Genomic DNA, 13,594 nt, shown 5'->3' on the forward strand with positions numbered 1-13,594 from the left:
CGAACAAAATGCCGGATGGCCAGGTCACAGACCTGCCGTCCACAGCTCGTGCGGGCCGATCCCCTTGAGGTCGGGGAGCACGGTGCGGCGCGGCGCGGGAGCGACGGGGGCGTACGACGGGACGGCGAGGACCCTGCATCCTGCCGCCTCGGCGGCGGTGACGCCGGTGGGCGAGTCCTCGACGGCGAGGCAGGCCGCCGGGTCGACGCCGAGGCTGCGGGCGGCGGCGAGGTAGGGGTCCGCGGCCGGCTTGGTGCGGGGCGTCTCGCCCTCGGCGATCGTCGTACGGAACCGGTCGGGGCCGAGGATGCCGAGGACGGCGTCCATGACGGGCCGCGAGGAGGCGGAGACCAGCGCGGCCGGGATGTTCAACTCCCGCAGGAGGTCGAGGAGTTCGAGCGCTCCCGGCAGTGGGGTCGCCTCCTGGCGGACGGCTGCCAGGAAGCGTGCCTCCAGATCGGCGGCCAGCTTCCGCGGGTCGTCGCCGGTGAGGGTGTGGAGGTGGGCGGCGGTGTCGGAGACCGAGCGGCCGAGGACGTGGGTCACGTCGGCCTCGGGCACGGTCTCACGGACGGTGCGCAGCCACAGCGCCTCGGTGTCGACGAGGGTGCCGTCCATGTCGAGGAGCACGGCGTGCGGGGCGGCGGCGAAGGGGCGGCCGTCCAGGGTCCAGTGCCGGTCGGGATGGCGGCCGAGGGCCGCGCACACCTGGGCGGCGACGTCCACATGGCGGACCTCGGGCGGTGCGGCGCCGATGCCCGGACCGGTCGCGGCCAGCCACGCCGTGCGCTCCTGCGGGGTACGGCCGCCATGGCCGCCCGCGTCGACATGGCCGTGGTCGGTGACGACGAGGACGGTCCAGCGTTCGTCGGCGTACGAAGGGCGGGACCGGATCGCGGCGAGCAGCCGGCCGAGGCGGCGGTCGGCCTGTCGTACGGCCGCCTCGTACGCCTCGCCGCAGCCGAGGAAGTGGGCCGTCTCGTCGGGCGCGCCGAGGTAGACGAACGAGGCGTCCATGTCGTCGACGGTCAGGACGGCCACGGCCGCGTCGGTGATCTGTTCGTCGCAGCGTTCCCAGGCCTCAGGGGTGTCGGCGGCGGGCTCGATGAAGACGCTCCTGGACGGGGCGCGGAACAGGGGGCCGCCGTCGCGGGCCTGCATCAGCGGGCGCCAGCCGGCGGCGACGAACGTGCGGCGGCCGTCCTGTCCGGCCAGCCGGGTGGCGAAGTCGGGGAAGACGTCGAGGCGGTGTCCGGTGAAGTCGTTGCTCCACACGCCGTGTTTGGCCGCGGTGACGCCGGTGACGATCGTCGCCCAGCACGGTCCGGACATGGTGGGGGTGTCCGCGTCCACCTCGACGGGGGTGAGGAAGCCGTCGGCGGCCAGGGCGTCGAGGTGCGGGGTGGGCAGGCGGCGCAGTACGTCGAGACGTACGCCGTCGATGCCGACGACGAGGACACGGCTCTGCATGGTACGTCCTTTCGGGAAAGGGGGGTTGGCGTGTCAGGCCGAGCGGGAGAGTTCCTCCGGGCCGACCTCGTACGCGAACGGCACGCCCTGCGCGTAGCGGACGACCTCGTCGATGGCCCAGTCGGTCGTGCGGTGCAGTTCGTTGCCGAGGGAGCCCGCGATGTGCGGGGTGAGCAGGACGTTGGGCAGCGTGTACAGGGGCGAGTCGGCGGGCGGCACGTCCGGTTCGGTGACGTCGAGGACGGCGTGCACGCGGCCGGTGACCAGGTGGGCGGTGAGGGCGGCGGTGTCGACGAGCGAGCCGCGCGCGGTGTTGATGAGCGTCGCGCCGTCCTTCAGCAAGGCGATGCGACGGGCGTCGAACATGTGGCGGGTCTCGGGGAGTTGGGGCGCGTGGACGGAGACCACGTCACTGCACCGGACGAGTTCGTCGAGCGTCACCGGCGTCACCCCGAGCCTGCGGGCCTCGGCGGCGTCGACGTACGGGTCGTGCAGGAGGACGTCGAAGTCGTGCGGGCGCAGCAGGTCGACGACCCGGCGGCCGATGCGGGAGGCGCCGACGATGCCCACGGTGCGCCGGTAGTTGCCGTGGCCGCTGTAGTACGGGAGCAGGTCGGGCTGGGTCCGTGTGGTGGCGTACACCTGGGCGATGTCGAGGACGCGCTTGCCTGCGAACAGGATGGCGGCCAGGGTGAATTCGGCGACGGGCAGGGCGTTGGCGGCGGCCGCGGAGGAGACCGTGATGCCGTGCCGCCAGACGGCTTCGGTCACATGGTGCTTGACGGAGCCGGCCGCGTGGACGATTGCCCGCAGCCGGGGCAGGCGGCGCAGCGCCTCCTCCGTCAGCTCCGGTGCGCCCCAATGGGTGAACAGGACTTCGGTGCGGGCGAGTTGGTCGGCGTGCGCTGTTCGGTCCGTGGCGGTCAGGGTGGTGACGGTGGTGGTCGTGTCGACGCGGGCCACGGAGTTCAGCCGGTCGAGTGCGCCTTCGGCCAGGAGGCGTTGGTGGATGTCGGTGCCCATGGCGAGCAGGGTGTGCGGTCGGGGCACGGCCGGCAGAGGGCGGGTGCTGTTCAGGGGGGTGCCTTCCGGTACGGGCGGGGCGGGGGGCGTCGGGCACGCGGGAACCGTCACTTGACCGCGCCGGCGGTCAGGCCGGAGCGCCAGAAGCGCTGGAGGCACACGAAGGCGACGATCAGCGGGACGACGGCGACGAGGGAGCCCGTGATGACGAGCGAGTAGTACTCGGGCTGCTGCTGAGTGACGCTGTTCCACATGAACAGGCCCAGGTTGACCGGGTAGAGCGAGTCGTCGTTGAGCATGACGAGGGCGCCGAAGAAATTGTTCCAGCTGGCGGTGAACGAGAACAGCAAGATCGTCATGAAGCCGGGCGCCAGCATGGGCAGCGAGATCCGGGCGAACAGGCGCAGTTCACCGGCTCCGTCGACGCGGGCCGCCTCCAGGACCTCGTTCGGCACATAGCCCTCGGAGAAGACGCGGGCGAGGTAGACGCCGAAGGGGTTGACCAGGGCCGGCAACAGCAGCGCCCAGTAGGTGTTGACGATGCCCGCCTTGCTGGCGAGCAGGTACATCGGCAGCTGGATCACGGTGGTGGGGACGAGGACGCCGCCGAGCACCACGCCGAACAGCTTCTCCTTGCCCCGGAACGCGTACTTGTCGAAGGCGTAGCCCGTGGCCACGCACAGGAGGGTGGAGGCGGCCGAGCCGACGACGGAGTACAGGATGCTGTTGCCGAACCAGCGCAGATAGATCCCGTCGTTGAAGGTCAGGACCCGCTCGAGGTTCGCGAAGAGGTTGAAGTCGCCGAAGCTGAACCCGGACGTGGCGAACAGGTCGCGGTGGTTCTTGGTGGCGGCGAACAGCAGCCAGCTGACCGGCATGAGCGTGTAGAAGGCGGCGACGAGGAGGATGCCGTTGACGATGCCCTTGGAGAGCAGGAGGTTCGCGGCGGGGCGGCGCCGGGTCTCGGCCGGGGCGGGGCGTGGGCCGGTGTCGCTCTGGGACGTGGGTGTGGTGTCGTGGGTGAGGGTGCTCATGACGTGGCCGCCTTCCACCGGTTGCCGAGCCGGGTGACGAAATAGGAGAGGGCGATGCCGAGCGCGGCGAGCAGCAGGGACGCGGCGGCGGCGAGCCCGTAGTCGTGCTGCACGAACCCGGCCTTCCAGATGAAGAGCGTGGGCGACCACTCCGTGTCGATGGAGGGCGCGCCCCGCTGGTTGAGGAGTTTCGGCTCGGTGAAGATCTGGATCGCGCCGACACAGGTGAACAGAACGGTCATGACGACCGCGGAAGCGATCATCGGGACCTTGATGCGCAGCGCGGTGCGCAGGGCTCCGGCGCCGTCCACGACGGCCGCTTCGATCACTTCGCGCGGAACGGCCTGCAACGCGGCGTAGAAGATGACCATGTTGTAGCCGGTCCACTGCCAGGCGCACAGGTTGACCATCGAGGCGAGCACATGGTCGTTGCTGTAGAAGTCCCACGTCCCGCCGAACGCGCCGATCCAGTCGAGCACGGGGCTCAGGCCGGGTGTGTAGAGATAGATCCAGATGATCGAGGCGATCAGTCCGGGGATCGCGTGCGGCAGGAACAGGGCGAGCTGGAAGAACCGCTTGGCTCTGGCCAGGGCCGAGTCGACGAGGAGCGCGAGGGCGAGGGAGCCGCCGATCATCACCGGGATGTAGAGGGCGCAGTAGAGCGCGATGTGGGCGAAGGACGACCGGAAGCCGTCGTCGGCGAGGGCGTCGGTGTAGTTGTCGAGACCGGAGAAGACGCGTTCGGCGCCGCCGAAGCCGAGTCCTGAGGAGCGCTCCTGGAAGAGGCCCATCCAGAGCGCGTAGCCGATGGGGGCCACCATGACCACGGCGAACAGGACGAAGAACGGGACGATGAAGAGCGCGGCGGTACGGCGCTGGCTGCGCCGGAGCGGGGAGGCGGCGGAGGGGAGTGCCACGGGGGCTCCTTGACGGGCGGGGGTGTTGGGGGTGGGCCGGGGGTGGGTTTCACTTGCCCGCGCGTGCGGGGTGCCGCTTCTTTGGGCCGGGCGCCGCCCTGCGGCACGACTGCCCGCGGCCAGGTGGGGACATGGGGCAGTCCTGGCGGGTGCGCGGCGTTGTTGTGTGGCGCCCGTTTCGCTACTTCGCGAGCTTCAGGCCCCGGTCCTCGATGCCCGACTCCGCCTTCTGCTGGCCCGCGTCCACGCCCGCCACGAAGCCGGACTTGGCGGCCGTGTCCTGGACCGCGGTGTAGACGTCCATCTGGTTCGGACCCCATGTCCAGCCGGGGACGATGGTGTCGACCTGCTGGGAGGCGAGGGCGTAGACGTCCTGCCCGTTCAGGTACGCGGTGTCGAACTTGGCCGCGGCCACCTCACGCATCTCGGGGTTCGCCGGGAGCGCGCTGCTGGGTGACTCCAGGTCGGCGAGGCGGGCCTCGACGCCGGCCTTGTTGGTGGTGAGCCAGGTGATGAACTCGGTCGCGGCCTCGGCGTGATCGCTGCCCTTGAGGACGCCGTAGGAGGTGCCGCCGTAGTTGCCGCTCGCCGCGGTGCCCCAGTTGGGCATGGGGGCCGCGGCCCACTTGCCGGCGAGGTCGGGCATGGAGGTCTTCATGCCGCCCGCGGACCAGGACGCGCCGAGGAAGGAGAGCGTCTTGCCAGACGTGCGCGCCTTGGTCTCCTCGGGGCTCCAGCCGGCGTAGGACTGCACGAGGTCGTCGTTGACGAGGCCGTCCCAGTAGGCGGCGACCTTCTTGGTGGCGGCGTCGTTCACGCCGGGCTTCCAGGCGTCGCCCTCGGTCGCGAACCACTTGCCGCCCGCCTGCCAGGACAGCGCGGCGAGCAGCGCCGGGTCGCTCTTCGGCATGGAGGCGAGGCGGACGTTCTTGTCCTGCTTCTTGACCTTCTCCGCGGCGGTCTTGAACTCGTCCCAGGTCTTGGGGACTTCGATGCCGTACTTCTTGAACAGGTCGGTGCGGTAGTAGTACAGCTGCGGGGCGACGTCGTAGGGCACGGTCCAGGTCTTGCCGCCGAAGGTCACGAGGCTCTGAACGGACTCCGGGAACTTCGACTTGACCGTTTCGCCCGCGTACTCGGTCAGATCGATCAGGTTTCCCTGGCTCGCGAACTCGGGGACCATCTGGTACTCGATCGTGGCCACGTCGGGCGCGTTGCCCGCCTTCACGGCGTTGGCGAGCTTGCTGTAGCCCTCCGTGCCGCTCGGTATCTCGGCGAACTTGACCTGGATGTCCTTGTGCGTTCTGTTGAACGCCTCGACGGTCGACTTGGCGCCGAGGGTCCAGGTCCAGTAGGTCAGGGTGACCGGCTTGCCGTCGGACGCGGCGCCCGACGAGTCGCCGCCGCCGCATGCGGTGACGGTGGCCAGCAGGCCCAGCGCCGTGACGGCGGCGAGGGATGCGGTACGGAACGAACGTGAAGTGCGCGTCATTGCACGTCTCCTACGAGACCTCGAACGGGAAGAGGCGGTCGCAGGACATCTTTTGTGCGCGGACGATCGGAGTCAAGAGCGTTCGCGCAAGACAATCAAAACGATCGAACATCGCTCAGCGATCGATCACTTTGCTTCAGCTCGACTCAGTTCGCGGGACGGCGGCCTCCGCAGGACGCGCGGATCTTCAACTCCGGGAGCAGGTCGAGGTGTTGACGCGGCGCCGGGTCCGCCGCCCCGTCCGCGCGCTCCGCGAGCCGCTGGAGCAGCAGCTTGGCGGCGAGTTCCCCGACCGCCCGCTTGGGGGGCGCGACGGCGGTGAGGGGCACGTCGGCGAGGCCGGCCACCTCGTCCTCGTAGACGATCAGCGCGAGGTCGTCGGGCACTCGGATGCCGCAGGCCTGCAGGCGGGGCACCAGCACGATCGCGTCGGCGTCGCTGTGCACGAGCGCCGCGGTGACACCGAGCTTCTTCACCGCCTCGACCAGGTAGTCGACGCTCGCCTCGTAGTCGCCGTGCTCCCGCACGGTCGGCGCCCCCGTCGCGACGTCGAGGCCCAGGGACTGCACGGCGGCCTGATAACCGGCGGTGATCTGCGCGGCGTGCGGGCCCTCCTGGAGCACGGCGGTGATCTTGCGGTGGCCGAGCGCGGCGAAGTGGCTCACCGCCACGGCCGCCCCGTGGGCGCGGTCGGTGCGGACCCGGTCGAGCGCCGCCGCCGGGTTGGTGGGCGGGGCCAGACGTTCCACCAGGACGGCGGGCACACCGTGCTCCAGCAGCCACTTCTCCTGTCCGTCCACGGGGACGCCGTCGAACCAGCTCGGGGCGACGATCAGCCCCTCCGCCCCGCCCGCGACCAGGTGTTCGGCCTGTACCGCGTCCTCGGCCTCCACATATCCGGTCACGCCCAGCACGAGCCGGGCGCCCTGCGCGGCGGCGGCCTCCCGGGCGCCGTGCACGATGTCCGCGAAGAGGTTCTGGGTGTTCGGCACGATCATTCCGATCACCGCGCCCTCGGCCCGCTCCGGCCGCACCTGGGTCTCGACCGCGCTCCCCCCCGGCCACACCACCGCTCCGTGCAGTCGTTGCACCCGCCCCTGTGCGGCGAGGGCCTCCACGTCACGGCGCAGGGTGACCGCGGACACCCCCAGCTCGGCAGCGAGTTCGGCGACCCGGAGGCTGCCGCGCTGCCGGACGAGTTCGAGCACCCGCTCATGACGCTGGTCGACATGCAGTCGCATGGAATCCCCCTGGTGCGAGGCCTGGACGAACGTGCTCGGGGCCGACGCGGAGCGTGATCCCGGGCCGCTCACTCTACGCCCACAAGCGTATCGATCACTTCCGATCAATACGCTCACAGGGGGCCGTAACCCGCTCGGAGTGCACTCAGTCCCCCGCCGGAAGAGCACTGAGTGCCATACGGGACGTACCGATGCTACGTTCCCGTCCATGAGCTCCAGCAGCGCGGCTCCCCGGCGCGGTGAGAAGACGGAAACGGCGGCCGCCAAGCCGCCCATGCGTGACGCCCTGGTCGCGGCGGCGTTCCAGCTGTTCCTGGAGCGGGGGTACGAGCAGACCACGGTCGACGACATCGTGGCGCTGGCCGGTGTGGGCCGGCGGTCGTTCTTCCGCTACTTCCCCTCCAAGGAGGACGTGGTCTTCCCCGACCACGAGCGCTCCCTGGCCGACGTCACCGAGTTCCTCGCGGCCGGCGACGACGCGGACGACCCCGTGCTGCGGGTCTGCGAGGCGGTCCGGCTGGTGCTGCGGATGTACACCGAGAACCCGACCTTCTCGGTGCAGCGCTACCGGCTCACCAAGAAGGTTCCCGGCCTGCGCGCGTACGAGCTGTCCGTGGTGTGGCGCTACGAGCGGGCGTTCGCCGAGTACCTGCGCCGCCGCCTCGCCGGGCGGCGCGACGGGTCCCTCCAGGCCGACGTGGTCGCGGCGGCCGTCGCCGCGGCGCACAACAACGCGCTGCGCTCCTGGCTGCGCTCGGACGGCAAGGGCGACGTGGGCACGGAGATGGACCACGCGCTCGGCTACGTCCACGCCGCCTTCAGCCCCTCCCCCGCGCCCGCCGACCCCGGGAACGCCGAGGAGCCCGAGGACGTCGTGGTCCTCGTCTCCCGCCGCGGGGCGCCGCTGTGGCGGGTCGTCCAGGAGATCGAGGCGACGCTGGGCCGCGATCCGGGACAGGTCTGACCCGGTCGTCGGCCCATCGCCGCAATTCTGGGGTACCGAGTACCTTTACGTATGACACTGAGTGCCATACGCTGCGGTTGTGCACGGTGGCACAGAGCGCCGCGCACGTCCGTGCCCGGGTGACCCGCGCACGTGGGATTCCGGTCGAGCGCAGGGAGTTGACCAGCGTGTACCACTACTCAGGAAGCGTTGCTCATCAGTCATCCGGTTCCGCGGCGGCCGTCCTCGAACCCGCGGCGGCTCCGGATCAGAACGCCATGGTCTTCCAGCGCTGCAACTGGTGCGGCACCGCCATGTACCACCGGCTGCTGTGTCCGGTCTGCCAGGGCAGCGACCTGCGGACGGAGCGCAGCGAGGGCGTCGGGACGGTCCGGCACTCGACCGTGGTGCACCGCAACACCCCCGCCGCGCGCAATGTGTCGATGATCGAGATGGCCGAGGGCTTCGTCGTCCGCGGCCGGGTGATGGGCCCGCCCATCGGTATCCACAGCGGCGACCGGGTGCGGCTGTCCACGGCCAAGGACCCCGTCCGCGGCGAGCCCGTCTTCCAGCTGCTCGACGAGCCCTACCGGGCCTGGACCTGACGGCCGGGGAGGAGAGCGCCGGGACCTGACGGGCCACCCGGCGCCCGACCGGCGCAGACCGTCCGCCGCCCACGGCTCAGTCCCACACCCCGTCGATCAGTTCCCGCACCGCCACCGGCCGCCCCGTCTCGAAGCACCGGTTGGCCGCGAGCCCGACGGCCAGCGCACGGGCACCGTCGCGCTCCGTCGCCGTCGCCCGGGAGGCCGCGCCCGCTGCCGGGGCGCCCCCGCCCACCGGCCCGAAGAGCACGTCCAGCATCCGCGGGTCTCCCCCGCCGTGCGCCTCGTGCGCCGTCACCAGCGGCACGTCCACCGGCGGCTCCCACAGTGGCCGCAGCGTCAGCCGGGCCCCACCCGCGTGCTCCGCGGCGGTGTCCCCGTGCAGCGCGCCGCTACGGGACGTGATCCTCGTCGTGGGCCGCTGCCAGCGGCTCTCCTCGACCTCCAGTTCCAGCCGCCCGGCGCTGCCGTTGAACATGACCCGGTAGCCCTCCCACGGGGAGTAGGCGGTGAGGTGGTACGTCATGGTCGCGCCCCGCGTGTAGCGGACGAGGACCGCCATGTCGTCCTCGATGGTGACGGGGTCCCCGAAGACATTGCGGTCGCGCAGATAGCCGTCGTCCTGCTCGGCGTCCAGGTAGAGGGCGCGCAGGGTGTCGTCGGCGGCGAGGTCGAGGGCGAAGGGGTCGTCGGCGGCGGGCCCGGCACCGTGGGCGCGCTCGTACTCGCGGCGCAGTCCGTGGCGTTCGCCGGCGGCACGGCCGTAGAAGGCGAGCCGGCCGTAGCCGAAGACGTCCTGCGGGGTGTCGGCGAGCCACCAGTTGACCAGGTCGAAGTGGTGGCCGGCCTTGTGCACCAGCAGGCCGCCGCTGCGCTGCCGGTCGCGGTGCCAGCGGCGGAAGTAGTCGGCGCCGTGGCGGGTGTCGAGGAGCCACTCGAAGTGGACGGAGACGACCTCGCCGATCGCGCCCTCGGCGAGCAGGGCGCGGACGTTCTCGTGCACCGGGTTGAAGCGGTAATTGAACGCCACCGTCAGGGAGTTGCCGGTGCGCCGGACCGTCTCCAGGACGCGGGCGCAGCGCTCCGCGTCCACGGTCATCGGCTTCTCGGTGACCACGCGGCAGCCCGCTTCCAGCGCGGGGACGATGTACCGGTCGTGCTCGGCGTCGATGGTGGTGACGACGACCTCGTGGATCTCTTCCTTGACCAGTAGGTCGGGGAAGCGCTCGGGCTCCCACTGGGCGGCGGCGGGCTCACCGGCCGCCGCCAGCAGCCCGTTGTGGAAGGCCATCCGGGTCGGGCTGGGATCGCACAGGGCGGCCACCTGGCGGCCCGGGCGGGCGGCGAGGGCCCGGGTGTACAGCCGGGCGCGGTGCCCGGTGCCGACGACTGCCGTGCGGACAAGGGGAGTTCGGCTCATGGTGAGGCCTTTTCCCGTCGTACGGCGGACCAGTCCGGCGGTCGCCCCGCTGGCTTGATCGCATCGCTCGGTCGTCCTCCGTCCGCGCGCACAGACAACCCACAGGCGTCCGCCGCCCTCCTCCGGGGCGCGAGAGGCTTCCGGGACCGACGGGACGCCTGCGCTCTGGGTTTTGAGGAGAGAACCTTGATCCGTGCCCGGCGAATATGTGTGACCGCCGTGGCGGTGCTGGCGGCCCTGGCGGGCTCGCCCGGACCGGTACAGGCGCAACAGCCGCCTGATGCGGGGGTGTTGAGTGCGAGTGGGGAGAACGGGCTGCCGCCGGGGTGGCGGATCGACGGGGAAGGGGCGGGGCGTGCGCTGGTCTGGCGCGCCTCGAAGCCCGTACCCATGGGAGACGCCCGCGTCGAGTTCCGGGCCGGGGACCGGCTGCTCGGGGTGCCCCGGCCGGCGAAGGACGGCCGCACCTTCCGGCTGGACCTGGCGGACGCCGCCACCGGAGGTCTGGCCGACCTTCAAGTGACGGCCGGGGGACGCCGGTTGGACTCGGCGGCGGGCCACCGGGGCAAGGTCTCCGGGGCCGCTCCGCAGCGCCCGGCCGCACTGCCCGCGAACTCCGTCGACCCCGGCAAGCCCGGTGCGTACCGCACGGTCAGCGGGGAGTACACGCTCGACTCGGTGCGGCTGCCCGGCTACAAGGAGCCGATCGAGATGCGGGCCGAGGTGGTGGCCCCGAAGGGCGCCACGGGTGCCCGGCCGCTCGCGCTGTTCCTGCACGGCCGCCACTCCACCTGCTACAAGCCGGGCACCGAGGACGACGTGACCGGCGACTGGCCCTGCGCGGACGGCTACCAGCCGATCCCCAGCCATCTCGGTTACCTGCGCGACCAGAAACTTCTGGCCTCCCAGGGCTATGTGACGGTGTCGATCTCGGCGAACGGCATCAACGCCCAGGACGCGGACGCCGACGACGCCGGCGCGCAGGCGCGTTCCTCGCTGGTGCGGCTGCACCTCGCCCACTGGGCCGACTGGGCCGCCCGGCCGGGCACCGCCCCGGCCGCCGCACGGCAGGGCGCGAAGGCCGATCTCTCCCGCGTCCTGCTCGTCGGGCACTCACGCGGCGGCGAGGGCGTCAACCGGGCCGCCATGGACAGCCTGTACCCGGCGCCCGCCGCCCAGGACGGCTATCGGGGTCCGGTGCGCTGGAAGGTGCGCGGGACCGTGCTCATCGGACCGACGATCTTCGGCCAGAATCCGGTGGCGGACGTGCCGTCGGTGACGCTGCTGCCGGGCTGCGACGGCGATGTGTCGGACCTCCAGGGCGAGGTGTTCACCGACGGGACGCGCGGGATCAGCCGGGGCCGCGCACTGCACAGCGCGGTCTACGTGGTCGGCGCCAACCACAACTACTTCAACAGCGAGTGGACCCCGGGCCAGGCCCAGGCGCCCGCCTGGGACGACTTCGGGACGGACGAGGAGCGGCCCGACCCGGTGTGCGATCCGGGCACCGCGACCAGGCTGACCGCCGATCAGCAGCACAAGGCGGGCGCCACCTACATCGCCGCCGCGGCACGGTTGTTCGTCGCCGGGGACGACAAGGTGCGTCCGCTGCTGGACGGTTCCGACAAGCGGGCCCCGTCCGCGGACCCGGCCCGGGTGCTGACCCACGCGGTCGGCGGCCGCCGTGCGGGCGGCTTCCTGCCGGACGGCCCGGTCGAGGTGAGCGGCGCCCGGCTGTGCTCGGCGGTCGACCCCGCCCCCGCCGTGGCCTGTCTGCCCGCGGACACGAAGGGTTCGTCGCCGCACTTCGCGGGGTGGGAGACCGAGCGGGAGGCCGGTCGCCGCGCGGTCGCCTTGAAGTGGTCGGCGCCGGGCACGGCGGCGCGGATCACCCCGGACAAGCCGCTGTCCCTGGCCGGTTCCCAGAAGCTCGCGCTGCGGGTCTTCGTACCGCCGAACACCACCGGCACCAAGCTCGACGTGTCCGTCACCGACACCGCGGGACGCACGGCCGACCTCGGCCGCGTCCAGGTGGACGGCCTGCCCGGCACCGACCGCACCGCCTCCTACTGGGCGCGCGAGGTACGCGTACCGCTCACCGCGGCGACCCGCGCGGGACTCGACCTCAGGCACATCAAGTCCCTTCGACTGACCCCACGTTCCGGCTCGGGGCAGGCCTGGCTGATGGACGCCTGGGGCTGGGCCCCCGGTACCCCGGCGGTCACGGCGGCGGCCCTGCCCCGCGTCGACGTCGGCCGCACGGTCGTCAAGGAGGGCGACTCGGGAACCATCACCTACCGGGTCCCGGTACGGATCTCCGGGCACGGCAGCGGGCAGGTCCGGGTGTACGTGCTCGACCCGGAATCCGGCTCCGGCACGGAGAAGCTGGTGACCGTGCGCCCCGGCAGCGACGTCATCGACGTACCGGTCGAGGTCAAGGGGGACACCGCCTTCGGCTACGACATCCAGCACGACATCGCGGTGAAGGCGGTGCGGGGCGCCGTCGTGGGCGCGCACCGCGGTGGGATCACCGTCCAGAACGACGATCCCGAGCCGGTGTTCACCCTGTCCCCGGTCGCCGACCGCGTGTCCGAGGGCGAGACGCTCAAGTGGCGGCTGTCGCTGGCCGAGCCCGCGGCCGTGGACATCTGGCAGCCGGTCCGGGTGCTGCCGGTCACGGACGGGGCCGAGCTGTCCACGAAGGACGTGGACCCGCAGTGGCTCATGGACTACGCCGGTGACGTGCCGGACCCGGAGCGGCCGCTGTCCCGGGCGAACCTGTGGGTGTGGATCAACATTCCGGCGGGAAGCACGAGCACCGACTTCGACGTCGTGACGAGCCGGGACCAGGTGGCCGAGCCGACCGAGTCGATGCGGCTCGCGCTCACCGACTACGACGCCGAGCCGCTGCCCGACCGCCCGGTGCTGACGGGGACGGTCCTGGACGCCTCGTAACGGCGCAGCACACACCTGGGGGGCACGGACGAGTCGGTCCGTGCCCCTTCGGTCGTCACAGGGTGACACGGATGCCCACGGTGCCGTTCACGCCCCGGCGCAACCGGCTGCCCAGAAGGCTGAGCCGACCCGTGATGCCGTACTTGCGGGCGATCAGTGTGCGGTACCGGGCGCTGGTCTCGGCGTCGCAGATCTCGGCGGTCGCCGGTACCGGATCGCCGGTCGGGTTGCCGCGCAGGTCGCACGGGCCGACGAGGACGTCGGCCCGGTTCCGGATCCGCTTGACCTTCCAGGAGTCGGCGACCGTCCACACCCCGAGGGCGTCCCCGTCGCGCACCACCCATACCGGGGTGGGAACCGGGGTGCCGTTCTTGCGATAGCTGGTGATCAACAGGTACTTGCCGGCACCGAGCCGATCCAGCGGCGTGTCACTCATGGCGGGAGTCTAGGCAGCGGGCGTCGGACCGCCGTCGCCAGGGCGCGCGAACAATTCG

The 13,594-nt window shown here is 71.7% G+C and carries 11 protein-coding genes; 3 read left to right on the forward strand and 8 right to left on the reverse strand.

Annotated features, from left to right (window positions below):
- Positions 1-24: 24 nt before the first annotated feature.
- From IQ210_RS29300 to IQ210_RS29325, 6 genes are all read right to left on the reverse strand, one after another.
- Positions 25-1,470, reverse strand: coding sequence for an HAD-IA family hydrolase (locus IQ210_RS29300; protein ID WP_194082158.1), 1,446 nt, complete (start codon positions 1,468-1,470; stop codon positions 25-27).
- A 33-nt stretch (positions 1,471-1,503) separates the two neighbouring features.
- Positions 1,504-2,493: a hydroxyacid dehydrogenase gene (locus IQ210_RS29305; protein ID WP_194082226.1), complete on the reverse strand. Its 990-nt coding sequence runs from the start codon at positions 2,491-2,493 to the stop codon at positions 1,504-1,506.
- A gap of 107 nt (positions 2,494-2,600) precedes the next feature.
- Positions 2,601-3,527: a carbohydrate ABC transporter permease gene (locus tag IQ210_RS29310; protein ID WP_194082159.1), complete on the reverse strand. Its 927-nt coding sequence runs from the start codon at positions 3,525-3,527 to the stop codon at positions 2,601-2,603.
- Positions 3,524-4,348 (reverse strand): carbohydrate ABC transporter permease, encoded by an 825-nt coding sequence (locus tag IQ210_RS29315; protein ID WP_228048531.1) that lies wholly within the window; start codon positions 4,346-4,348, stop codon positions 3,524-3,526. The genes IQ210_RS29310 and IQ210_RS29315 overlap by 4 nt, the downstream gene beginning before the upstream one ends.
- A 277-nt stretch (positions 4,349-4,625) precedes the next feature.
- Positions 4,626-5,936: an ABC transporter substrate-binding protein gene (locus IQ210_RS29320; protein ID WP_194082160.1), complete on the reverse strand. Its 1,311-nt coding sequence runs from the start codon at positions 5,934-5,936 to the stop codon at positions 4,626-4,628.
- Positions 5,937-6,082: 146 nt separating this feature from the next.
- Entirely contained in the window at positions 6,083-7,177 is a 1,095-nt protein-coding gene (locus IQ210_RS29325) for a substrate-binding domain-containing protein (protein ID WP_194082161.1), read from the reverse strand.
- A gap of 208 nt (positions 7,178-7,385) precedes the next feature.
- Here IQ210_RS29325 and IQ210_RS29330 point away from each other — a divergent pair, with 208 nt between their 5' ends.
- Both IQ210_RS29330 and IQ210_RS29335 read left to right on the forward strand, forming a co-directional pair.
- Positions 7,386-8,141 carry a TetR family transcriptional regulator gene (locus IQ210_RS29330; RefSeq protein WP_194082162.1) on the forward strand — a complete coding sequence of 252 codons (756 nt, stop codon included), beginning with the start codon at positions 7,386-7,388 and terminating at the stop codon, positions 8,139-8,141.
- 167 nt (positions 8,142-8,308) lie between these two features.
- A complete protein-coding gene (locus IQ210_RS29335; protein ID WP_194082228.1) occupies positions 8,309-8,725 on the forward strand; it encodes a Zn-ribbon domain-containing OB-fold protein in 417 nt (138 codons plus the stop codon).
- Between the two features lie 76 nt (positions 8,726-8,801).
- Here the strand turns inward: IQ210_RS29335 and IQ210_RS29340 are convergent, their stop codons facing one another.
- On the reverse strand, positions 8,802-10,145 hold the full coding sequence (locus IQ210_RS29340; RefSeq protein ID WP_194082163.1) for a Gfo/Idh/MocA family protein: 1,344 nt from the start codon (positions 10,143-10,145) through the stop codon (positions 8,802-8,804).
- A gap of 186 nt (positions 10,146-10,331) precedes the next feature.
- Between IQ210_RS29340 and IQ210_RS29345 the strand changes: the two genes are divergently transcribed.
- Positions 10,332-13,100 carry an alpha/beta hydrolase gene (locus IQ210_RS29345; protein WP_194082164.1) on the forward strand — a complete coding sequence of 923 codons (2,769 nt, stop codon included), beginning with the start codon at positions 10,332-10,334 and terminating at the stop codon, positions 13,098-13,100.
- 55 nt (positions 13,101-13,155) lie between these two features.
- On the opposite strand, the gene IQ210_RS29350 is transcribed toward IQ210_RS29345, so the two are convergent.
- Entirely contained in the window at positions 13,156-13,536 is a 381-nt protein-coding gene (locus IQ210_RS29350; RefSeq protein ID WP_194082165.1) for a PPOX class F420-dependent oxidoreductase, read from the reverse strand.
- Between the last annotated feature and the right edge of the window lie 58 nt (positions 13,537-13,594).

This window comes from Streptomyces justiciae (assembly GCF_015163075.1).
Classification (GTDB): Bacteria; Actinomycetota; Actinomycetes; order Streptomycetales; family Streptomycetaceae; genus Streptomyces; species Streptomyces justiciae.

Bases quoted from the DNA above. Each gene is read 5' to 3' on its own strand.
- IQ210_RS29315 (WP_228048531.1), bottom strand. From the start codon at position 4,348: ATGGTGGCCCCCATCGGCTACGCGCTCTGGATGGGCCTCTTCCAGGAG.
- IQ210_RS29305 (WP_194082226.1), bottom strand. From the start codon at position 2,493: ATGGGCACCGACATCCACCAACGCCTCCTGGCCGAAGGCGCACTCGAC.
- IQ210_RS29340 (WP_194082163.1), bottom strand. From the start codon at position 10,145: ATGAGCCGAACTCCCCTTGTCCGCACGGCAGTCGTCGGCACCGGGCAC.
- IQ210_RS29320 (WP_194082160.1), bottom strand. From the start codon at position 5,936: ATGACGCGCACTTCACGTTCGTTCCGTACCGCATCCCTCGCCGCCGTC.
- IQ210_RS29310 (WP_194082159.1), bottom strand. From the start codon at position 3,527: ATGAGCACCCTCACCCACGACACCACACCCACGTCCCAGAGCGACACC.
- IQ210_RS29325 (WP_194082161.1), bottom strand. From the start codon at position 7,177: ATGCGACTGCATGTCGACCAGCGTCATGAGCGGGTGCTCGAACTCGTC.
- IQ210_RS29330 (WP_194082162.1), top strand. From the start codon at position 7,386: ATGAGCTCCAGCAGCGCGGCTCCCCGGCGCGGTGAGAAGACGGAAACG.
- IQ210_RS29300 (WP_194082158.1), bottom strand. From the start codon at position 1,470: ATGCAGAGCCGTGTCCTCGTCGTCGGCATCGACGGCGTACGTCTCGAC.
- IQ210_RS29350 (WP_194082165.1), bottom strand. From the start codon at position 13,536: ATGAGTGACACGCCGCTGGATCGGCTCGGTGCCGGCAAGTACCTGTTG.